16 protein-coding genes are annotated in these 24,285 nt (G+C 35.5%); 13 read left to right on the top strand and 3 right to left on the bottom strand.

Annotated elements, in window-relative coordinates; translation table 11 throughout:
* Positions 1-27: 27 nt before the first annotated feature.
* The 3 genes from VB796_RS13890 to VB796_RS13880 all read left to right on the top strand — a co-directional run bounded on the left by VB796_RS13890 (position 28) and on the right by VB796_RS13880 (position 2,478).
* Positions 28-1,155 (top strand): AAA family ATPase, encoded by a 1,128-nt coding sequence (locus VB796_RS13890; RefSeq protein WP_323347163.1) that lies wholly within the window; start codon positions 28-30, stop codon positions 1,153-1,155.
* Positions 1,119-1,772 carry a DUF4276 family protein gene (locus VB796_RS13885; protein ID WP_323347162.1) on the top strand — a complete coding sequence of 218 codons (654 nt, stop codon included), beginning with the start codon at positions 1,119-1,121 and terminating at the stop codon, positions 1,770-1,772. Before VB796_RS13890 ends, VB796_RS13885 begins: the two co-directional genes overlap by 37 nt.
* Positions 1,773-1,908: 136 nt before the next feature.
* Positions 1,909-2,478 (top strand): hypothetical protein, encoded by a 570-nt coding sequence (locus VB796_RS13880; RefSeq protein ID WP_323347161.1) that lies wholly within the window; start codon positions 1,909-1,911, stop codon positions 2,476-2,478.
* Positions 2,479-2,530: 52 nt separating this feature from the next.
* Here VB796_RS13880 and nadB read toward each other — a convergent pair whose 3' ends face one another.
* Positions 2,531-4,120, bottom strand: a complete 1,590-nt coding sequence (nadB, locus tag VB796_RS13875) for an L-aspartate oxidase (protein ID WP_323347160.1) — start codon at positions 4,118-4,120, stop codon at positions 2,531-2,533.
* Positions 4,121-4,321: 201 nt separating this feature from the next.
* Between nadB and VB796_RS13870 the strand changes: the two genes are divergently transcribed.
* Complete coding sequence (locus VB796_RS13870) at positions 4,322-5,275, top strand: hypothetical protein (protein ID WP_323347159.1); 954 nt, start codon at positions 4,322-4,324, stop codon at positions 5,273-5,275.
* Positions 5,276-5,658: 383 nt separating this feature from the next.
* On the opposite strand, the gene VB796_RS13865 is transcribed toward VB796_RS13870, so the two are convergent.
* The gene (locus VB796_RS13865) at positions 5,659-6,150 is read right to left on the bottom strand and encodes a gamma carbonic anhydrase family protein (protein WP_323347158.1); all 492 of its coding nucleotides are present in this window, start codon (positions 6,148-6,150) and stop codon (positions 5,659-5,661) included.
* A 212-nt stretch (positions 6,151-6,362) separates the two neighbouring features.
* On the opposite strand from VB796_RS13865, the gene VB796_RS13860 reads away from it, so the two are divergent.
* The 7 genes from VB796_RS13860 (at position 6,363) to gldN (ending at position 16,978) form a co-directional block, all read left to right on the top strand.
* Complete coding sequence (locus tag VB796_RS13860) at positions 6,363-8,180, top strand: family 16 glycoside hydrolase (protein ID WP_323347157.1); 1,818 nt, start codon at positions 6,363-6,365, stop codon at positions 8,178-8,180.
* A 91-nt stretch (positions 8,181-8,271) separates the two neighbouring features.
* Entirely contained in the window at positions 8,272-10,272 is a 2,001-nt protein-coding gene (locus VB796_RS13855; RefSeq protein WP_323347156.1) for a c-type cytochrome, read from the top strand.
* 478 nt (positions 10,273-10,750) lie between these two features.
* Positions 10,751-11,725, top strand: a complete 975-nt coding sequence (locus VB796_RS13850) for a type IX secretion system membrane protein PorP/SprF (protein ID WP_323347155.1) — start codon at positions 10,751-10,753, stop codon at positions 11,723-11,725.
* Positions 11,726-11,971: 246 nt separating this feature from the next.
* The gene (locus tag VB796_RS13845; protein ID WP_323347154.1) at positions 11,972-13,132 is read left to right on the top strand and encodes an SUMF1/EgtB/PvdO family nonheme iron enzyme; all 1,161 of its coding nucleotides are present in this window, start codon (positions 11,972-11,974) and stop codon (positions 13,130-13,132) included.
* Between the two features lie 247 nt (positions 13,133-13,379).
* Complete coding sequence (gene gldL / locus VB796_RS13840; protein WP_323347153.1) at positions 13,380-14,165, top strand: gliding motility protein GldL; 786 nt, start codon at positions 13,380-13,382, stop codon at positions 14,163-14,165.
* A 129-nt stretch (positions 14,166-14,294) separates the two neighbouring features.
* The gene (gldM, locus tag VB796_RS13835) at positions 14,295-15,878 is read left to right on the top strand and encodes a gliding motility protein GldM (RefSeq protein WP_323347152.1); all 1,584 of its coding nucleotides are present in this window, start codon (positions 14,295-14,297) and stop codon (positions 15,876-15,878) included.
* A gap of 188 nt (positions 15,879-16,066) precedes the next feature.
* Positions 16,067-16,978: a gliding motility protein GldN gene (gldN, locus tag VB796_RS13830; RefSeq protein WP_323347151.1), complete on the top strand. Its 912-nt coding sequence runs from the start codon at positions 16,067-16,069 to the stop codon at positions 16,976-16,978.
* 55 nt (positions 16,979-17,033) lie between these two features.
* Here gldN and uvrC read toward each other — a convergent pair whose 3' ends face one another.
* On the bottom strand, positions 17,034-18,845 hold the full coding sequence (gene uvrC, locus VB796_RS13825; protein WP_323347150.1) for an excinuclease ABC subunit UvrC: 1,812 nt from the start codon (positions 18,843-18,845) through the stop codon (positions 17,034-17,036).
* Positions 18,846-19,199: 354 nt separating this feature from the next.
* Here uvrC and VB796_RS13820 point away from each other — a divergent pair, with 354 nt between their 5' ends.
* Together VB796_RS13820 and VB796_RS13815 are read left to right on the top strand one after the other, a co-directional pair.
* The gene (locus tag VB796_RS13820; RefSeq protein WP_323347149.1) at positions 19,200-22,400 is read left to right on the top strand and encodes a TonB-dependent receptor; all 3,201 of its coding nucleotides are present in this window, start codon (positions 19,200-19,202) and stop codon (positions 22,398-22,400) included.
* Between the two features lie 39 nt (positions 22,401-22,439).
* Entirely contained in the window at positions 22,440-24,134 is a 1,695-nt protein-coding gene (locus tag VB796_RS13815) for a RagB/SusD family nutrient uptake outer membrane protein (protein WP_323347148.1), read from the top strand.
* The last annotated feature ends 151 nt before the right edge of the window (positions 24,135-24,285 follow it).

Below are 24,285 nucleotides of genomic sequence, written 5' to 3'. Positions count from 1 at the left end.
GAAGAGCCGTAAAATGATAATTATAAAATGATAAAGAAAATAACAGTACAAAATTTCTTTAGTTTTGGAGAAGAACAAACCATTGAGTTAAACGCTGATACCAATATTTTGGTAGGGATTAATGGCACTGGTAAATCTAACTTTATCAAATTGATTTTATTGCTTCAACAAGGAATTAAAGGAGAGTTTGAAAAGTTGTTTTCTCATAAGTGGGGGGGCTTTTCAGGTTGTACGAATTTTATTCATCCTGACTCTAATGAGATTATAATAAGTTATTGTTTTGATAAATTAGGAATTGACAAGGCGACAAAGAAAAAATGGAGTTCAAATAGCGATATTTTTTATGATGTTAGGATAAAGAAAATAGGGCTAACTGACTATGTCATATCAGAGGAGGTTTTTAATGAGACTAGTAAAATTATTATTAAATATTCTCATGATAATAATCCTAAAGAATTACCGATAATATTTCTATCAGAACTTTCGAACCCTAAACTTTATTCCATAAAAAAAGCTATTGAGAAAATCTCAATTTACGACTATTTTGACACTTCTTTTGGAGGAGAAATTAGACAACTTTCTCCTTATTATTCTGAGGATAAATTACTGTCGAATGGTAAAAATCTAACTGCTTTAATGAGTTATTTTAGTAATAGTTCTATTAAAGTTTATGATAAAATCATTGAAGAATTAAAAAATGTAAATACTAATTTTAAAGAGTTGTCTTTCATCTCTTATCCTGGAAAAACACTACTATCTTTAAAAGAAAAAAACTTAGATAGAGCTATTACAATTGAACAAATCTCTGATGGTACATTACGCTATTTATTACTTTTGTCCATTTTTTATAATCCAAATCGAGGAAGTGTAGTTTGTATTGATGAACCAGAGGCAGGTTTACACCCAGATATGATTAATGGTATTGCCAGAGGTATAAAATATGCAGCTCAAAATGGCACTCAAATGATTATCGCAACACATTCACCTTTATTGCTAAACGCCTTTGAATTAGAAGATTTGATGATTTTTGAAAAAGATGAAGATAATCAGACAGTGGTAAAAACAGTATCAGAAGAGGATTTTCCTGATTGGGAAGGTGAGTTTTTAACGGGGCAAATGTGGCTACGTGGCGAGTTAGGAGGTGTACGGTGGTAACTATCAAGGTGTTTTTTGAAGGTGGTGCTGACCCAAAAAGTAATCCGAATGCAGATACTTTTGATAATACAAATAGATTAAGAGAAGGGTTTAATAAGCTACTTAACTCAGAGTTTGAAGAAGAAAGAGTGAGAATCCAAGCAGAACCCGCTTATTCAATTACGAACGTTGTAAAAATTAGAGAACCTAATAGTTTGTTATTGATAGACTTAGATGATTCAAAAGATAAAAAAAAGGATAGAATAGAAAATAGCAATCTCTCTGATATAGAGAAATTTGTCTTTTTTATGGTTCAAAGAATGGAATCATGGATACTTTCTCAACCAGAAGTTATCGAAGACGTTTTTGCTTATTACAAGAACAAGGCTTCTCATATTAAAGATGATAATTTGATTTACAATAAACATCTTGAAGTTATCCGAAATCCCGATGATGTTTTAAATACTATCTTTCAGCGGTATTTTATTATTATAAAGGGAGGAAAAGAGAAGAAACTTAAATATGGAAAATTAAAGCATTCTCCTGATTTAATCGAAAAACTTGACTTACAGAAACTACGAAACACTTTTGAAGATGTTGAAAGTTTGATTCAGAAAATCAATGAACTTTCCATTTGATAATTATACCAAATCTCAAAAAAAAACGTTATTTTCGTAACTAAAATGTCAACCTAAATGGTTGGCATTTTTTTTGATAACATTCCTTATATCACATAAATAGAATCTCAACCACGATTCAATAAAATCATCTCAAATGGCAAATCAACTTAGTGTTTTATCATCTTTTACACACATTACACAAGAAATTCAAGGTATTCGTGCCATCGTATCTGTTCAATATCCAGAATTAACCGCCATGCAGTCGCTGAGTGATTCATTTGCAAAAATTTTAGGTAATAAAAGAGCCGTTTATTTAGCCGTTACCGACCAACAATTTTGGCACGTTCATACAGTAGGGGAGAAAGTTGTGAAAAAAACACCAATTGAAGCAAATCATATTGATGATGTGAAAATCTCCAATACAACGCTTACGGGTGAAAGAGACGTTAAATTACCACAAGTAAGTATTACGACCAAACACGTAACACACAAAACGATAAAGGAAGGGAAAGAGAAAAAAACAGTTGAAATTCCGAATTTTACACAACATGATTTTACCTTGTTCCCTGTGACTTTTCTTCCAAATTTGAAGTATAATCAGAAAATGGATGAAGTGCTTCAATCAGTTGAAATGAGACAGATTGTATTAAGTTCTTTGCAAAAAATTCAAACAAAAATTGCTGATAAAAAGATAATTGAGCAGTTTAACGCTCAAGGGAAATAATGTAACACAGACTTTAGTCTGTACCAACTTACAGACTAAAGTCTGTGTTACGTTATTCAGTTTTGATATTGTCTAAATTATAATGTAAACCTCTGTTTTCTTCTCTCGCAATAGCATCCTTAATCACCAAATAGGCAACATTAATCATGTTGCGTAATTCAGTTACTTTTACCGAAATTTTAGATTGTCTGTATAATTCTTCATGTTCAATATAAATCAATTCTAAACGGTCATAGGCACGTTTTAAACGACGGTCGGTTCTCACAATTCCCACGTAATTACTCATGATAGACTCTAATTCACGAGTCATTTCTGTTACCAATACCAACTCTTCTGGGTGTGTAGTCCCATCATCATTCCAATCAGGAATATTGGTTGGTAAAACGTTTTCTTCAAATGTCTCAATTGACTTCAAAAAGGCACGGTGGGCGTACACAATTGCTTCAAGTAATGAATTGGAAGCCAGTCGGTTAGCCCCATGAAGTCCTGTTGCAGAACATTCTCCTGCGGCAAATAAATGCTCAATATTGGTTTGAGAATATTCGTTTACTTTGATACCACCACATAAATAATGCTGAGCTGGCACAACTGGAATCATATCTTTTCCCGTAATGTCCAAACCAAGATTATCCTTACAGTAATTATAAATCATCGGGAAGTGATGTTTAAAATCCTCAGATTCAAGATGACGAGTATCTAAATAAACATGGTCAACTCCATTTTTTTTCATTTCGGAGTCAATGGCACGAGCTACAATATCTCTTGGAGCAAGTGACAAACGAGGGTCGTAACGCTCCATAAAAGTGGTTTCATCAATATTTTTCAGAACACCACCATGCCCACGAACAGCCTCAGAAATCAAGAAGGAAGGTTTTTTGCCAGGTTGATACAAAGACGTTGGGTGAAATTGGATAAATTCCATACCTTCTACTAAAGCCTTTGCACGATAAGCCATGGCTATACCGTCGCCAGTTGCAATAATTGGATTGGTGGTACTTTGGTAAATATTGCCAATGCCACCCGTTGCTAAAAGAGTAGTTTTTGATAAGAATGTTTCTGTTTTGCCTGTCAACTTATTGAAAACATAAGCTCCAAAACACTTTTTATGAGGAGTGTCTTTCGTTACTTTTTCACCTAAATGATGTTGAGTGATTAAGTCAATGGCAAAATAATGCGTAAAAAAATCAACTGATTTAAACGACTTTACTTTTTCTAATAATGCTCTTTCAATTTCGTTTCCCGTTGAGTCTTTATGGTGTAGGATTCGTTGGTCAGAATGTCCACCTTCTTTTACTAAATCATACGTTCCATCTTTCTTTTTATCAAAATTAGTACCGTAAGAAATCAATTCTTTCAAACGTTCTGGAGCTTCAGTTACAACGATTTCAACGGCTCTGCGGTCGGATAAAAAATCGCCCGCCACCATTGTATCATCAATGTGCTTTTCAAAAGAATCATCATCTTTCCAGACGGTAGCAATGCCACCCTGAGCATATTTTGTATTACTTTCTTCCGCAACCGTTTTGGTGATAATGGCAATTTTTATATCCTTGCCTTTTTCCTCAAAATAAGTAGCAATTTTGGCGGTGTACGAAAGCCCTGCAATTCCAGAGCCAATTACTAAAAAGTCATATTGGGGCATCTTTTATAATAGTTATTTGATGTTTAATGTTCGTTATTTGAGATTATTATCTTTAACAAAGCTAATGACTTAACAGTTTACCTTTCATAAATTTAGTCTGAAAATTTCTCTAATCCGTTGATAATTACTAAATTCGGAACTCTAAAATTTCAAAAAAGAACTTTAGATACTCATCGTTAACCCAAAATTCAGAATATTTTTATGGAAGAATCATCGCAAAGCAATGGCATTTGGAAAGCATTAGTGGGAATTCTGGTAGTCGTTTCAGGAATACTTGGCTACTTATTATTCGATGCTAAAACTGCAAATAAAAACCAAGAACAAGTAATTAATCAAAAGGTTGAGGAGTTGGCTTCTGCAAGGGTTAGATTAGACTCAATTGGTTCACAATTGGACGCAAAAATTGCTCAGATTAAAGTTTTAGGTGGAAATATTGAATCATTGGAAGCGGCAAAAAGACAATTGGAAGCAGACAAAGTTCAGTTGAAACAAGTTAATGTTTTCTCTAAAAAACAATACGATGTTAAAATTGCTGATTTTGTAACGCTTTTGGCGGCAAAGGATGCAGAATTAGTACAATTAAAGCGTGAAAATGGCGAATTAGTTGCTAAAAATAAAGACCTATTCTCTCAAAATAGTACCTTGACAAATGAAAATATGGGTCTGAAAACGTCTAAGCAAAACTTGACAGACTCTGTTGATAATTTCTATCGTCGCAACCGTGAATTAACCGCTAAAGTGACTCGTGCATCGGCTCTACAAGCACAATTTGTACAAGCTCTTGCGGTTTCAGATAAAAACAAAGAACGTGATGGAGGTGTTTATCGTGCTTCAAAAGTGGATAAAATTAAAGTGATTTTCCAATTACAGCCAAACCCAATTGCAAAACAAGATACCAAAACGATTTATATGCGTGTTTATGACCCAGATGGCTCAGTTTTGTATGATTCGGGAGTGGGTTCTGGTAACTTCGATTTGTTTGGAAAGGAAACAACTTACACAGCTAAAAAAGATATTCAGTTTCAAAATAATGGACAAGGCGTAGAAATTATTTATGGACGTGGTTCTGCGATTCAATACCGTGAAGGACATTATAAAATTGAACTTTTCTCAGAAGGATTTAAAATCGGAGAAGGAAGTTTTGATGTGAAGTAGTTAGGGGTAAGTACAAGGACGATTTAAGAATTAAGATTTACGATTATCATAAACTTGATTATCAATGGTTTGTGATATTTTAAAATAGCGTTTTATTTTGTCTCATTACTTATTAGAAATAAATTATTTGACATTATGTAGTGGCGTATAGCATACGCCAAAATTATCAAAACATTGGCGTATGCTATACGCCACTACACATCAATGACATTAATTTTATTAAATATTAGTATTCAAAGTGTTATTAATCATGGAATTATTGAAATACTAAATTGAACTAATACTTAATGTAAAATAAAAAGGGTTTCAAAACATTGATTTTGAAACCCTTTTTATTTAGGGTATCGTAAAAACACTAATCCCTAAAACCAAAATCCTAACCCCTAATTCATCAACTCAAACTCCCCCTTCTCATGTCTTGCCGCCATTTCTACATAATGTAAGGCACCCAAAGGCAAGTGTTGAGCTTGTTGTTCCGAAATTTGCTTAATCACTTTCGCAGGAATCCCAACGACTAAAGAATTATCTGGAATTTCCATTCCTTCTGTCACCAAAGCACAAGCCCCAATAATACAATTTTTCCCAATTTTTGCTCGGTTCAAAACCGTTGCTCGCATTCCGATTAATGAGCCATCTCCAACGGTTGCACCGTGTACAATTGCACCATGTCCTACGGTTACGTCTTTTCCAATAATGGTTGGGTCGCCTAAATCGGCATGAAGCACTGCGGTATCTTGAATATTAGAACGGTCGCCGATAATAATGGCTTCAACATCTGCACGAATAACCGCTCCGTACCAAACAGAAACATTCTCCCCGAAAGTTACTTTGCCCATTACTGAAGCGTTTGGAGCGATAAATGGTTTATTTTTCATTATCTATCTTAAATTTTATTTGAATGGTAATTAATTACTGATTATTTCTTGAAAAGTGAAATTATGAAACAATTAGACAAAAGATGGATACAAAAACGAATAAGTGATGTTTTTTGCTTTTGTATTTTTGTAAATTCAATATGAAATGCTTTTTGCTTTTTAACTTTCAAAAAGAATATCTCATCATTCAATACTTAAAAAAACTCCCTCAAATGAAACATTTGATTTTATGGTTGGCTCTTGTCAGTCCTTTGCTGATAAATGCTCAACAAAAAGTTCCTTTAGACGATATGTCATTTTGGAAATCAAGCGATAAAACAAACTGGCAAATTGCTGGAGATGTTACCGCCGACCTCAATCAAGCCGAAGCCATGACTAAAACTGCTGGAAAAGGTGTTTTGGTAAATATTCCTGACGCTCAAAATCGTTCAAATTTACAATCAATAGCTGAATATGGCGATGTTGATGTTTCATTTGATTTTATGATGGCATCTCATTCAAATTCTGGTTTTTATTTAATGGGACGTTACGAAATCCAATTGTTAGATAGTTGGGGCGTTAAAAATCCAATGACTGGCGACTGTGGAGGAATTTACAAACGTCGTCGTTATGAAAACGGAAAAGAAATTCTTTGGGAAGGTCACGCACCACGCCTCAATGCTTGCTTGGCTCCAGGTTTATGGCAACATTTAGATATTTCTTTTCAAGCACCACGTTTTGATGCCGCAGGAAATAAAATTGCTAATGCCAAAGTTTTATTAATCAAAATGAATGGTGTTGTTGTTCAAGAAAATGTAGAATTGACAGGGCCAACAGGTGGACCAATTGCTGAAACAGAAGCCCCAACAGGCCCTTTCATGATTCAAGGCGACCATGGGCCAGTAGCTTTTAGAAATTTTGTGGTATCTAATTTCAGTGGAAAACCTGCTGAATTTTCAAATGTTTCTTACAAAGTTTTCTACGGAAAATTTAAAGAACCAAAAGATTTTTTAAGCAAGAAACCTGATGCAACAGGTAAAATTGACAAATTAAGTTGGGATGTAAGTAAGCAAGACAATGATTTTGCCCAAATTTTTACAGGAACATTAAAAGTGCCAGTGGCAGGAAAACACCAGTTTACTTTCCAGATTGGAGGAAAATATTATGTAACTGTTGGAGGAAAAGAATTACTTCCCGATGCTTGGACGACTTCAAATAACAAACGCTCAGCCGATATTGAGTTAACTGCGGGAGATGTACCCGTAGAAATTACCGTTTATAAAACTGACGGTTGGTTAGCTCCAGTTTTAGGAATGTCTGTTCAAGGACCAAATTTTAGAAATACTCAATATCAATCTTTAGGTTCATTACTTTCTTCTCCTCCCAACGACCCGATTTATTTAGAGGCAAAAGAGCCAACTATTTTACGTTCATTTTCTGACGTTGTAAAAAATGGTAAGAAACAAAAACGTATCACACACGCTGTAAATGTAGGAAATCAAGATAAGTTACATTATACCTACGACCTTTCGAATGGAGCAATTGCTCAAATTTGGAAAGGAGATTTCTTGGATACTTCACCCATGTGGGATAATCGTGGCGATGGTTCTTCTCGTCCACGTGGAGCAGTTTTAGCCTTGACCGATTCACCACTTTTAGTTGCAACAGACTCAAAAGGCACCGTTACAGAAACTCCTGCCGAAAATGCTAATTACCGTGCTTTGGGTTATGATTTAGATGTGAATAATCTGCCAACTTTCCGTTATCAAATGTTAGGTTCTGAAGTAGAAGACCAAATCAGAATCACCGATGGTAAATATCTGACACGTGCATTGAGCGTGAAAAATATTGATGCTAATAAACAAGCGATGTTCCGTGTGGCGGTGGGTTCAAGCATTACCAAATTAACCGATAATACTTACGAAATAGATGGTAAAAGCTATTTCATCAAATTAGTAGCAGGAACAACTGCAACTATCGAAAAAGTTGGCGACAATACCATGCTTTTGATTCCTGTGAAGGAAAAAGTTGAGTATTCAATTATGTGGTAATCTGTAAACCAATGTTCGTGCATTGGTAGCGATAAGAGTTTAAATTTGAAAATACTTGATGTCCGATATTTCAGCATCGGAAAACAATAAAATGAAACTAAAATCATTCATATATTCTTGCACGCTTGCGTGCTTTTCGTTGGGAGCTATTGCACAAAGCGAACCAACCGAAAACGATTATTATAAAATCGTAAAAATTCCTATTCCAGAAGGTATCGTTTTAGAAGTGGGTGGAATTGCCAAAATGCCCAATGGCGATATGGCGGTTTCTACCCGTAGAGGCGATGTTTATATCGTAGAAAATATCACTTCTGGAATGCCAACTTTTCGCAAATTCGCTTCGGGTTTACATGAAATTCTGGGACTTGCGATTAAGGACGGCAATATCTACGTGGCTCAAAGAGGAGAATTAACCAAATTGGTAGATAAAAATGGCGACGGAAGAGCTGAACGCTATGAAACGGTTTGTGCTTTGCCAATTTCTGGACACTATCATGAATATTCTTTTGGACCTAAAATCGCTCCAGATGGTTCATTTTATGTAACAGGAAACGTTGGTTTTGGTAATTCTGACTGGTGGGCAGGAAAATCTTATGTGCCATTCAGAGGTTGGACAATGAAGATTTCGGAAAATGGAAAATTAACGCCATTTGCCGCAGGTATGCGTTCTCCGTGCGGAATCGGAATGGTTGACGGAGAGTTTTTCTACGGAGACAATCAAGGCGATTGGATGGGTTCTGGGTTTATTTCGCACGTGGAAAAAGGTGATTTTATGGGACACCCAGCGTCTTTAGCTTGGGCAGACCGTCCAGATTCGCCCGTAAAAATGCGTAAAGAAATGATTTACTCAAAAGTTGACCCAAGAGACGACCCAAAAGTTAAACCAGAATACGTGAAAGACGAGCCAATGACGACTATCTACGAAATGGGAAAAACAACTTATCCGAATATGGGCATTAAAGCTCCTGCGGTTTGGTTGCCACATGGAGTTTTGGGCGTTTCTACTTCTGAATTAATTACGGATGATACCAAAGGAAATTTTGGACCTTTTGCAGGACAAGTTTTTGTGGGCGACCAAGGAATGTCAAAAATTGCTCGTGTGTTCTTAGAAAAAGTAAACGGAAAATATCAAGGAGCATCTTTCGACTTTAAAAGTGGTTTCCGTTCGGGCGTATTGCGTATGGCTTGGGGAAGCGACAACGCCATGTATGTAGGTGGAACAAATCGTGGTTGGGGTTCAGTTGGTAAAGAAGATTTTGGCTTAGAACGCTTAGTTTACACAGGAAAAACACCATTTGAAATGAAAGCAGTAAGAGCAATGCCAGATGGTTTTGAGATTGAATTTACTGTACCAGTTGACAAAAAAACGGCAGAAAATGTGGATAACTATGACGTTTCAAGCTATGTTTATAAATATCACCCAGTTTACGGAAGTCCAATCGTAAACCGTAACGATAATTCAGTAAGAGGAGCGAAGGCATCGGAAGATGGACTGAAAGTAAGAATTGTAGTTGATGGATTACGTGAAGGTTATGTACACGATATTAAGCCAGAAGGCGTTCGTTCGGCAAAAGATAATTTGACGTTATTACATGGTTCGGCATATTATACTTTGAATAGTATTCCGACAGGAGAAAAAGCAAATATTACTTTGGTTACGCCAAAAACTCGTGCAGAACGTGAGCGTATTGATGCAGGAACAAATGTCAACACACCTGATAACCAGATGAAAGAAGCCATGCCAACAACTGCGGGTGTAGCAGCAGCGGCAAAAGGGAAAACAAATGGAAAAGCTACCACAGCAACGCCAACAGCAGTAAAAGCATCCATTATCTCTGATGCAGAAGCTACAAAATTATTGACAAAACATACTTGTTTGGCTTGTCATAAAGTTGGAGAACGTGCCGTTGGTCCCTCATATAAAGAAGTTGCCAAACGTAAATATACTAATGAGCAAATAGAAGCATTAATTATTGAACCAAAACCAGAAAATTGGCCAGATTTTTCTACGCCAATGGCTCCAATGTCACACGTACCCAAAAGTGATATTAAGAAAATTGCGGCTTGGATAAATGCTTTAGGAAAGAAATAATCATACCATTCTAAAAAAACAAAAACGTCATTCAGTTCACTTGCTGGATGGCGTTTTTGTTTTTTTAGAATATTGTAAGATAAATATTTTGTTATCTTCGTGAAAATTATGAGCATCCAAAAACTATCTTAAAAAACTTTAGATTCAGAACCAATTTCATTCAGGATAAATGATGGGATTATTTAGAATAAAGTTGAGTAAATATTGGGGGCAAAAATTATTTTAATATAACAAAGAATTAGATTAGTAAATATTTGAAAATCAGCAGTGTATGTTGTTTTTAGAGGTATTTTTAAGAATGATGTCCGTTTTATAAATACATTCTGAAAAATATCCATCAAAACTCTAATCACTACATCACAACAAAATCACCATAATTAACGTTAAAAATTACCAAACCATCAATTTTTAGCGTATATTAGAAATGTTTATTAGTTTTGAGTCGTAAGGTTTTTATTCCTCAGCTTATTGAATCATTATGCAAAAGAATTTACTATATATTTTTCTAAGTGTATTTATTTTCTCGAGTTCTGCAACATTTGCTCAGCAAGATGCACAACTGAGCCAATATATGTTTAATCCATTATATATCAACCCAGCCGCTGCGGGGATGGATGGCGTTACGAGATTTCAATTGCATTACCGCAATCAATGGTCAGATTATCAGACAACCTTTGACGGCAGTGGTTCATTAGGAACACAAATATTTGCGGCTTCTATGCCATTAAATGGTTTACACAGCGGAATCGGCATACAATTTGTAAATGATAAAACACCGTCGGGTGCAGGTTATCAAAATATGTTGTTATCATACTCATATCAGATTGGCTTATCCAACGGTGGAGTGGTTTCAATTGGAGCAAAAGGCGGTTTTCATACTAAATCATTTGATTCTCGTTTTCGTCCACGTGATACAGGCGACCCCATTGTTGATGCACTTTCAGGGAGTATTAATCAAATGAAAGCTGATTTTTCAGTTGGAGCGATTTATAAAACCGTAAATTATCAGATTGGGGCGAGTCTCAATCATGTCAATACGCCAAAATATAGTTTTGGAACTGATAATTCTGGACAATACGCTATCAAACAAGTGTTGAATTTAACGGCGAGCTATGATTATTATTTAAATGATGATATCAAAGTAAGTCCGATGGCATTGTGGAAGACCGATTTTACAACAAATGTATTAGAAGGAGGAGCAATTTTTACCTATGCCGATAAATATTGGCTTGGAGGTTCATATCGTTTAAACGATGCTGGCATTATTATTGCAGGAATTTCGATGTTAAAAGATAACGCATTGAGGTTCGGTTATTCACTTGACTTAACCACTGTAGGAGCAACCGCCAAAGCCCCATTAACGCACGAAATCTTGCTTAGTTATGCCATACCCGCCCCTCGGCTTTTAGCAGGAAAGAAAACCCCCGTGCGTACTCCAAGATTCAGACGTTAAATCAATTAGTGCGAAAAACACTAAATCATTGATAGACAACACAAAAAAATATTTAACTTTGTTGTTCTGATTTTATACTAAATCGACATAAGTTCACGTTTTTAAGAAAATTTAACATATTAAAATTGTATTAGATTTCTCGATTTAGAAAAAATATTATCATTAAGTAAATAAAAAACACAGTCATATTTGAAGCATCATTACCTAAATTATTTACAGGTATCATTCAAAAAAGTTTATAACACTATGAATTACGGTGGAATTTTCAGGAAATCACTTTTACTACTTTTGGTAGTCATTCCTGTCTTGTTCTTGGAAAGTTGTAGCTCAGGCGGAAGCAAGAGTAAAGGCAAGTCAACGGCAAGTAGCAAAGGAAGAAGTAGCAAAGGGAAAGGTGAAGTAGCCTCTAAGGGAAAAGGCAAAAATAGTAAAAACAGCCGAAGTAGTAAAAAAGAGGATGTTGGTATGGTCAACGGTGAAGTTGCTGCCACTGCTCGTAAAGGTTGGAAACAGACTACTCCGCTTGGAATGGTTTTAATCACTTCTGGCTCATATATGATGGGACAAGCTGATGAGGACGTTGCGTCAACATCTGTAAGTTTCAATAAACGTGTGACCGTTGCTCAATTCTACATGGATGATACCGAAATCACTAATAACGAATATCGTCAATTCACAAGTGTGATGATGACGGATTCTATTTCGGTTTTGGGAGAAGAGAAAATCTTAGCAGAATACTATCCTGATACAACTGTTTGGAGTAAAGACTTTACTTATCACAACGGTGACCCAATGACAGAATATTACTTCTCAAGCCCTGCCTTTGATATGTATCCAGTAGTGGGTGTAAGTTGGGTAGCAGCAAGATATTTCTGCGAATGGAGAACTAAAGCTTATAACGACTACCGTACTTCAGAAGGTATGTATATTTCTCCAAGATTCCGTTTGCCGTCAGAAGCAGAATGGGAATGGGCAGCTCGTGGTGGAAAAGCATCTGCCAAATATCCTTGGGGTAACCCTTATGTAGCTAACGGAAAAGGGTGTTTATTAGCCAACTTCAAGCCACATAGAGGAAATTATGACGCTGATGGATACGCTTATACAGCACCAGCAAACCAATTTAATCCAAATGATTATGGTTTGTACAACATGGCAGGCAACGTAGCAGAATGGTGTTTAGATGCTTATGCAGATAACTCGGTAGCTATTACTTGGGACTTAAACACAATCAATGATGACAAAGATGAACCACGTAAAGTAATTCGTGGAGGTTCTTGGAAAGATGTTGCTTACTACTTAGAAACAGGTACACGTTCTTATGAATACGAAAATAAGAAACGTTCTTATATTGGATTCCGTTGTGCAATGAACCATTTGGGTCGTTCATCAGGAAAAGAATTCAAATAGTTAAATTGAAAACTTGAAGAAATGTCAATTTAATTATTCGTTAAACGAAGCATTTCAAATAAATAAGCGAGGGATACCAATCGTACAACAACGACAAGTTCCCTCGCTTACTTTTAATACATTGACTAAAAGAATGAAGATAAGTAATCATTTTACTATTATAACTTAGCATTCACTCATTTTATCACTCTATCATTCATAAAAATACAGGTATTAGTCTCAAAATAAATTTATCTTATTAATCACAATGGAAAGAATTATTAACGTTATCGCCAGTTTTGGTGCCGCAGTAGTTATCGTTGGAGCCTTATTTAAAATTTTACACTGGAATGGTGCAAACGAAATGTTGATGGTCGGTATGTTTACAGAGGCCGCAATTTTTATATTGTTTGGAGTTCTATATTTAGCAGCAAAGCCAGAAAAGCAATATGAGTGGGAGAGAGTTTATCCAGAATTATCAAAAGATTTCTCGGGAGAATTACCAAAGAGAAGTGTTGCCGCTCCATCTACTGGAACAGGTATCACTGCGAAAATGGACGAGATGTTAGCTAACGCAAGAGTTACGCCTGATATTTTTGATAATTTAGGAAAAGGTATGAAGTCATTAACGGATACTGTTTCTAAAATTGGAGATATTACAGATGCTACCATCGCAACAAGCGATTATGCTAAAAATGTAAAATCAGCATCAGGAGCAATGGGTGAAATGAACAAAGCTTATGGAGCTACTATGAATGCAATGTCAGAAATGTCATCAGCTACACAAGATGCAAAAGACTACCGTGTTCAGTTCCAGAAAGTAACCCAAAACATGGGAGCATTAAATGCTGTTTATGAATTAGAATTACAGGATACTAACAAGCACTTGAAAGCAATGAATACTTTCTATGGTAATTTAACTACTGCTATGGAAAATATGGCTGATGCAAGCAAGGATACTCAACAGTTTAAGCAAGAATTATCTAAATTGACAACTAACTTATCTTCATTAAACAACGTTTACGGAAGTATGTTATCGGCAATGAAAGGATAGTAATAGGTATTAGGTTGAAGGTCTTAGGTTTTAGTAGTTTTTGCTAACCCCTAAATCCTAACCCCTACCCCCTAAAAATAAAACTTAAACTAAAACGAAATCCTATAAGCACATAATATCATGGCAGGAATGAAAGAAACGCCCCGTCAGAAGATGATTGGGATGATGTATTTGGTGCTAACCGCCCTACTTGCGTTGCAGGTAAGTGATGCCCTTTTACAGAAATTTGTATTATTAAATAATAGCTTAGAAACGGCAAATAGTTCAGCCGTTCAAAAAAATATTGCAACAATTGAAGGCATGAAAACTTTGTTGGAGAAATCCGCTAACAAAGCAAATGATGCTCAATATATTACTCAGGCTCAAGAAGTTCATAAACTTGCTGATGCAATGGTTGGAGAATTAGATAATCTAAAAGCTCAAATTGTTGAAAAAACAGGTGGTTATGATAAAGAAACAGGTGCTTTAGTAGGAATGAAAGAAACCGAAAAGGTATATGAGTTAATGATTGGTGGAAAGAAAAATGGTTTAGCCTATGGTCTTAAAACTAAATTAGATGACTATGTAGCCAAAATTTCTAAGTATGCTGGTGACAGTAAATTGAAAGTTGAGCCATTAGCGATGTCTGGTAATGAAGACCCAGCGGTTGCAAAAGACGCTAACAACAAGAATAAAGACTTTGCTGAATTAAACTTTGCTGAAACACCAGTTCCTGCTGCATTGGCAACTTTAAGTCAGAAGCAATCAGAAGTTCGTCGTCATGAAAGTACAATTTTGAGTGCATTGGCTCAAAAAATTGGTTTGAAAGACATCAAATTTGATAAAATTTTGGCAATGGTTTCTGCAAAATCAAATACAGTTGTTGCAGGCATGGACTATGAGGCCGAAATGTTTATTGCCGCTTATTCATCTGGAATTACTCCAAGAATGAGTTTCAATGGTTCTTCTGTTCCTGTAAAAGACGGTAAAGGTCAAATTAAATTTAAAGCACAAGGTGGTCAATATGACGGTCGTGGTCTTTCAAGAAAAACTTATACCGCAACTATCTCTTTCAATGGACCAAATGGTGCTGAAACAAGAACAATCGACCAAGAATACTTCGTTTTAAAACCAACTTATAATATTGAAGCTGGTAGTTTACCTCCATTATATTTAGGCTGTGCTAATAAATTAAGTATTGTGAGTCCAGGTTTGGGAGCTTTATGGCAACCAAGTATTACTGCTAATGGTGGAGATGTCATTGCAGGAGGTGGAGCAGGAAAAATTACCGTTGTTCCAAGTGGTACATCTGTTGAATTAAGTATTAATAACGGTGGTATTTTATTAGGGGTAGAAAAATTTAGAGTTCAAAGAATTCCTAAGCCAGAAGTTAGAGTATTTGGTAACGGTGGCGAATTGGATGAAAAACGTGGAGCAAGTGCAACAGGTCTAAGAAGTATTGATGCTCGTGCCATAGCACAGGAATCATTCAAAGCAACTAACCCTGATGATGCTAACTACCGAGTTTCAGAAGTATATGTAGCGTTAGCAAGAGGTAGTAAAAAAGTAGGAGATGTAACTTTATCAGGAGGTGGAAGTATAAGCTCTTTAGCTCAAGTAGCTCAAGCTGGCGACCGTTATTATATTGAAATTAAAGGTGTTCAGAGAAAAAGCTTTAGAGGAACAATTGAGACCATTCCTTTTAATATGGTTAAAAACATTCCATTGAATTAAAAAGAATAGTGTACGAAGTATTATGTATTAAGTTTAGTCCATAACATTTTTTAGCGTTTTATTCTTAATACTTGGGACATAATACTTGATACTAAAAGTAAAATCATTTCGTTATTCAAAATATGAAACAATAGGTTTACAGATACTTGAAAATCAAATAATTGTAAAACTTATCATTCCATAATTTTATGAAGAATCTTAGTAAAATAGCAAGCGTTGTAATGTTGTCGTTGACAGCTTGTACATGGGTTTCTGCCCAAGAAAAAGACAATAAAGGGAAGAACCCTGATTCTGTTCGTCCAATTGATGAATCTAACATCATGTGGAAACAGCGTTTGTGGAGACGTATGGATTTGAATGAAAAACAAAATCAGCCCTTTTTCTCTAAAGGAAATGAAATTACGAAATACCTAATTGAATGGGTACAAAGTGGCGTTTTGCAACCATATAGAGGTGACTCTCTAAAAACTAAAATTTCAAAGGAAGATTTCTTGAAAAACTTAGTAATGGAGAATTCTATTGGAGATAATGCTTTATCTGATGCTGAAAAAGCAGCAGGTTTTGGTACTGAAAGTGGAGGTGCTGCAACGGCAGATGATGGTTGGGGTGACCCAAAACCAAAAACTCCTGCAACAGGTGCTACTAATGATGGTTTTAATGGACCAAAGCCCGCTTCATCTGGAGGAGAATATTATTTTCCGAAAGAGTTATCAATTTTAGAAATTCGTGAAGATGCTATTTTTGATAAGCAACGTTCTCGTTTGTATTATGATATTCAATCAATTACAATTATTATCCCTGCTAATAAAACAGTAGCAGGTTTTGATAAAACGGTTGCTTCATTCAAATACAAAGATTTAGATAAGTTATTCCGTAGCAATCCGAATTGCGTTTGGTATAACGAGCAAAACGAAGCTCAACACAAAAATATGGCTGATGCCTTTGACTTGCGTTTGTTTCATGCACGTTTAACTAAAAAAGGAAACTCTAAAGATGATGATTTAGATACTATCTATGGAGGAGCGAAACAAGGGATGGTTCAGTCTCAGCAATTAGAATACAAATTGATGGAAATGGAACACAATCTTTGGGAATATTAAAAGATTTTAATTTCAAAACAAAAAAGAACGTCAATTACTGACGTTCTTTTTTTGTTTATTGCCCACTTACTTCTTCTAATTGTTGTTTGATTTTTATAGCACGAGCTTTGCCCAATAAACTTTCTAATTCCTGTGGAGTGGCTTTATAAATATTGCTTACCGTTCCAAAGTGCTTTAATAGTTTTTCTGCTGTATTTTTTCCAATGCCATCAATACTTTCTAATTGACTAATGATAAAGTTTTTAGAACGTTTATCACGGTGTTTGGTAATACCGAAACGATGGGCTTCATCTCGAAGTCTTTGAATTAATTTTAAGGATTCTGATTTTTTATCAATGTATAAAGGAATGCTATCCTCTGGGAAGTAAATTTCTTCTAACCTTTTTGCGATACCAATAATCGGGACTTTTCCATATAATCCAATGGCTTTTAGAGCGTCACTTGCAGAACTTAATTGCCCCTTACCACCATCTACAATAATCAAATCAGGCAATGCGGCTTCCTCTTCCAATAAACGAGTATATCTTCGAGTGATAACTTCATACATCGTTGCAAAGTCATTTGGACCAACTACTGTTCGTGGTGTAAAGTGGCGATAATCCTTTTTTGACGGCATTCCATTTTTAAAACAAACCATTGCGGAAACGGGGTTTGTTCCTTGAATATTGGAGTTATCAAAACATTCGATATGTCTCGGAATAGTTTTTATTTGCAAGTCATTTTTTAGCGTTAATAAGATACGCATTTTGGTATCACCTGCACTTTCTTCGGAGGCTTGTCTGTCGGCTTTTTCTTTACGGAAATACAGCACATTTTTGAGCGACATATCCAATAGTTTCTTCTTATCGCCGATTTGTGGAATGGTATTTTCGACCCCTTTGAGTTCAACCGAAAGAGGAATATTAGTAATAACTTCTTTTGCATCACTTTCATATTTATCTCGCATTTCCCAAACCATCATGGTTAAAATATCTTCTTCAGTTTCATCCAATTTTTTCTTTACTTCCAAAGATTGAGATTGAGTAATAAATCCATTCTGAACCTTCATAAAGTTAAAGTAGATAGCTTCTTCGTCAGATACAATCGAGAACACATCAACATCTTTAATATTGGGATTTACAACAGTCGATTTGCTTTGAAAGTTTACTAAATAAGCCAATTTTTCTTTAAACTCTTGAGCTTCTTCAAAATTTAACTTACTGGCAGCTTCCAACATTTTTTCTTCAAAATACTGGCGTGGAAGAGCCATATTTCCTTTTAAAATATTCTTTGCTTGGTCAACTTCTTTTAAATAATCAGGTTCAGTTTGTAAGTTCTCGCAAGGACCTTTGCAATTTCCAATGTGGTATTCAAGGCATACTTTGAATTTCCTTTCTTGAATATTCTTCTCTGATAAATTTAAGTTACACGTTCTGAATTTATACAATTGTTTGAACATATCCAGAATGGAATACATCACCTTCAAATTAGCAAAAGGTCCAAAAAAAGTCCCTAATTTTTTATCGACTCTTCTGATGGTAATAATTTTAGGAAAAGGCTCATTGGTGATACAAATGAATGGGTACATTTTGTCATCACGAAGTAAGATATTGAATTTTGGTTGGTACTTTTTGATGAGCGTGTTCTCTAAGAGGAGAGCATCAAATTCAGTATGGACAATCGTAAATTCTAAATTCCTAATCTGGCTAACCAAGCGTTTGGTTTTGCGGTCATGTTGATTTGATTTTGCAAAATAACTACTAACTCTATTTTTAAGGTTTTTAGCTTTTCCTACATAAATAACGGTACCTTCTTCGTCAAAATACCGATAAACTCCTGGTTCTTCGGGGACTTTTGCTAAGGCTGTTTTAGAGTCAAATTGTGTCATAAAATTAGAATATCGTCAATGATGAAGTATTGGTTTTGAAATTATAGTTTATAGGGTTAACGATTATTTACTTGTTGATTTAAAATCTGTCCTGTATTACAATGAAACGATTGCAGAGGGCAAAATAATTCAAATATACTACATTCAAAAATAGCCTTAGAGCTACTCAGAGTAAATTTAAAAAGTTTTTTTCGAGTTTTTTTGGGCTTTAAATTATTAAAACATAGTATTTTATGTCTAAAAAATAGTAGTTAACTAATGTATATGATTTGTTTTGTTAGAAACGAAGTTCTACCTTTATGATGATTTTCAACCAAAAGTCAAATTTTTTCAATTAAAAACCCAATTTTTATTATGAACACAAAATTTTACTCTCCTTTGAAGAGTATGCTTTTGTTAGGCGTATTTCTCCTGAGTACGTTATTAACTTTAGCACAGGACAGACGTGTGACTGGAAAGGTTACAGGTGCTGATGGACAGGGAATTCCTGGGGTATCTATCCTTTTGAAGGGTACACAAACAGGTACAACTACAGATGTAGGCGGTAATTTTGCAATCGGCTTGAAATCGGGAAAGGACGTTTTAGTTTTTTCTGCAATCGGTTACAAGGCTTCTGAAGTTAGTGTTGGCTCACAAACTTCAGTAAATGTTACTTTGAATGATGATGTATCAGCTTTGGATGAGGTAGTTGTAACGGGTTATCAGACTGTTCGTAAAAGAGACATTACTGGTGCTGTTACTGTTATTGAAACTGAAGGTTTGAAAAGTGTTAAAGGTGCTTCTTTTACACAAAACTTAGCTGGTAGAGCTCCAGGGGTAACAATTTCAACTTCTGGTTCTCCTGGTGATGCAACAAACGTGCGTGTACGTGGTATTGGTTCATTTACAAGTAATGACCCTTTGTACGTGATTGATGGTGTTCCTGTTCAAGATCAATACCAAAATACAATTAACCCAGATGATATTGAGTCAATCCAAGTGTTAAAAGATGCTTCAACATCTTCGATCTATGGTTCTCGTGCATCAAATGGTGTAATCGTAATCACAACTAAACAAGGAAAATCAGGTAAGACAAAAATTACTTACAATGCTTCTTTTGGTTTAGCAAATTCAGTGAAAGGTTATGATGACATATTGAACTTGAATACAACTGATTATGCAAAGGCAATGAAGTTGAAATTTCCAGGTGAAACAACGGCATGGTTTTCAAACCCAGGTAGTTACCCTAAGTATATTCACAAACCTGATCAAACTTTAGGGAATCCTGCACTTTATGATGAATATACTAACCGTATTTCAGAAACAAATACAGTAGGTACAAACTGGTGGAAAGAAGTTTCTCGCACAGCACAGATTCATGATCATAATGTTAGTTTTTCTGGAGGTAACGATTTTGCAACATTCAGTCTTACAGGGTCATATTTGACTCAGCAAGGTGTTTTGAATCATACTGATTATAACAGAGCTACTATTCGTGCTAACTCAACATTCAAAGTTTCTAAGAAATTTAGAGTTGGAGAAAATTTGATGTATGCAACTAACTGGGGTGTAAGTACGAACTCAGCAGGTGGTGGTAACAATGAGCAAGGAGTTATTGGTAATTTATTAAAAGCTACTCCTGTTGTACCTGTTTTCGACATTAAAGGAAATCCTTCGATGCACAGATCTAACCTTACAGGTAACTTTACGAACCCTGATGATATCTTGAGATTGAATAAAGATAATACTAATAGATATAATCGTTTATTAGGAAATATTTATGCAGAAGCTGATGTATTAAAAGGCTTAACTTTAAGATCAAGTTTTGGTGTTGATTTTGGGAATGGTTATAACCAAAGATTTAGTATTACTGCTAACCCAGCATCTACTGAAAGTGTTCCAACTCCTACTTCAAATGCTTTCGGTGAAGGTTGGAATCAATCGTTTACTTATACTTGGACTAATACAGCAAACTATTCAAAAGACTTTGGACCTAAGCATCATATCGGTGTATTAATTGGACAAGAGGCAATTGCTGGTACAAATAGAACAATTACGGGTGGTTTGTCAAGTTATTTTACAACTGATGTAAATGCTTGGTATTTGAATACTGCTTTTGGAGACCCTACTTCTCGTCAAGTTAGCTCTTTTGGTTCTGAAGCGAAGTTGGCTTCAATTTTTGGAAAATTTGATTACTCATACGATGATAAATATTTATTTAGTGCTACTATTCGTCGTGATGGTTCTTCTAAATTCTTATCAGATGTACGTTATGGTGTATTCCCAGCGGTATCTTTAGGATGGAGAGTTTCTCGTGAAGGATTCATGAAAGAATTGCCATGGATTTCTGACTTGAAATTGAGAGCTTCTTATGGTGAAGTTGGTAACCAAAATATCAGAAACTACAACTTTGCTAACCTTTACGGTGGTTCTGTAGGAGGTACTTTCTATGATATTAACGGTACAAATGGTGGTGTTGCTACTGGTTATGCTCTAACATCACGTGGTAATGCTTCAACAATTTGGGAAACAGCTAAAACATCTAACTTTGGTGTTGATGCAGCTTTCTTGAACAATCAATTAACGTTTGTATTAGATATTTATAAGAGAAATACTGAAAACCTTCTTTATAACCCAGCGTTACCAGGAACAGCAGGTGCAGCAGCAGCTCCATTTGTTAATATTGGTGCAATGACAAACACAGGTTATGATATTGCTGTGAACTATCGTAAAACAGTGAATAAAGATGTAAGCTTTAATGTTGGCTTAAACCTTTCTCACTACAAAAACACAATCAATCAAGTATCTAACAATGATGACCACTTTATTCCTTCAGATGGTTTGGACGGTCGTTTGGATATTCCTGCTTATGATAACAAAGTTGGTTATTCAATCTCATCATTTAGAGGTTTTATCGTTGATGGATTAATCACAACTGAAGCAGAAAAAACGAATGGATATGTAGGTTCTGCTATCGGAGGTTTGAAGTTTAAAGACTTAAATGGCGATAATAAAATTACAGATGCTGACCGTACTATTATCGGAAGTCCTCACCCAACTTTTACAGGTGGTTTAAACATTGGTGTTAACTATAAGAGTTTTGATTTAACTGCATTTATGTTTGGTTCATTCGGAAACGACATTTTTAACTATACAAAAATGTTTAGTTATTTCATGAACTTTAACTCTAACATCGGTAAAGATGTATTAGCAGTTCAAGGTACAGGTAACAATCCAAAAATCAATGGTTTAGACGTAGCAAGCCGTGCATCATCAACATTCTATATCGAAAACGGAAGTTATGTTCGTTTAGCTAACTTACAGTTAGGATACAGAGTGCCTAAGGATATTGCAGCTAAGCTTGGTGTAGCAGGTGCAAGATTATATGTGCAAGGACAAAACTTGTTGACTTTCACAGGTTATTCTGGAGTTGACCCAGCTGTTTCAAGTGCAAATATTGGAGGTAGTAGCGTTGCAGGTAATGCTTCGGTAAATGATTCTGGTAAGATGGGATTTGATGCAGGTCATTATCCAGCAAACAAAATAACTACAATTGGTCTTAGTGTAGAATTTTAATTCCATCATTCAATATATTAATTCAAAAAAGATATAAAAATGAAAAAATATTTCAAACATACATTCATTGCGATAGGTATTCTTGTTGTCGCTTTTGCCTGTAAAGATTCTTATTTGGACACGCCCCCACAGGCGGCTCTTGCAGGCTCTACGCTTGCATCAAGCAAGAATGGGGTGAATTCAACTTTAATTGCATCATATAAATCATTATTAGGTTGGACAGGTAACGATGCGGAAGGCCCTTGGGGAACTGGTCCATCAAACTGGGAATTCAACATCGCTGCCGACGAAACTCACAAAGGTTCTGAACCTGGTGATGGAGATACTTGGTTGACTTTTGAGTTGTTCCAATGGAGTCCTGATAACCAGACTTTCCGTGCAAGATGGGTTGCTGACTATGAAGGAATTGTAAGAGCTAACTCTGCAATTAATACTGCGAAAGCTTTTTTAGCGGCGAATCCAACAGAAAAAGCTTATGCTGATGCTACGATTGGTGAAGCTACTTTTTTAAGAGCGTTCTTCCATTTCGAGGCGTATAAAATTTGGAAAAATGTACCATATTATTTAGAGACTGATATAGATTTCCAAAAAGCAAATGACCAACCCGTATTACCTTTAGTAATTAAGGATTTGGAAACTGCAATTGCACTTTTACCAGCTAACAAAACTGCAGTAGGTAGAGTTGACAAAACAATTGCAACGGCTTATTTAGGAAAAGCAAAACTTTACGCAGGAGATTATACAGGTGCTTTGGCTGCTTTCAATACTGTAATTAGCAGTGGTAAATATGCTTTGGCTGATTCTTTCTATGATAACTTTAGTATTTCTGGTGATAATAACAAAGAGTCAATTTTTGCAGCTCAAGCATCAGTAAATGATGGTGACCCAAATGGTGCTAATGGAAACTATGGAGAACGTTTAGCTTATCCTCATGGAGATAGCCCTTATGGATGTTGTGGTTTCAAACAACCAACTTATGATTTAGCTTATGCTTTCAAAGTTGACGAAAAAGGCTTACCAATTCCTGTTGTTGCTTCAACAACTTTGAAAAGAATTGAATCTGGTGCTTCTGATTTATTAGACCCTCGTATTGACTATACTATGGGACGTACAAATGTTCCTTACCTTAATTGGGGGGTGCAGAAAGATTCTTGGATTCGTGGACAAGGTTATATGGGATGGTATTCTCCTAAGAAAAATGCAAGTGCAAACGGCGACCAAACTTTATCAGGTGGTTGGGCAGGTACGCAACTTTCTAACTTGAACGTAGAATTGATGCGTTATGCTGATGTTCTTTTAATGGCTGCTGAATGTGAAGTTGAAGTTGGTTCTTTAGCTAATGCTCAGAAATATGTAAACATGATTCGTAAGCGTGCTGGAAGTTCTGCTCAAGGTTCGTCTTCAATTAAAGTTGCCATCAATTCTCCAGAAATTACTTGGGCTAAATACAATGTAGGTACTTATGATGTAGCTTGGACTGATAAAACTGCTGCTCGTAATGCTGTACGTTTAGAAAGAAAATTAGAATTAGCTCTTGAAGGACACCGTGTTTTTGACTTACAAAGATGGGGTACTTTTATAGAAACGGCTACTGCATATAATGCAAGAGAAAGAAAAGTTGTTCCTGTTTTGGCTAATGCAAATGCTCCAACTGCAACAAATTTAGCATTTCCTTTACCTACTTCTGAAGTTGCAAGATCAGGTGGTAAGATTAAGCAAAATGCAGGTTATTAAGAAGTAATAGTTAGATTTTGGGAGTAGGTATATTACAGAAACTAATTTTTTAACTAAAACTTTAATTAATTTGTTATCAATGAAAAAAACGCTGAAATTCTATTTCGGCGTTTTTTTTATTGATAAATTTAATGTGACAACAACAAGCCTT

The sequence above is a fragment of the Arcicella sp. LKC2W genome (genome assembly GCF_034931005.1).
In the GTDB taxonomy this organism is placed as follows: domain Bacteria; phylum Bacteroidota; class Bacteroidia; order Cytophagales; family Spirosomataceae; genus Arcicella.
Note: the sequence above shows the minus strand (reverse complement) of the source record. Positions and strands in the feature narration are given on the sequence as shown.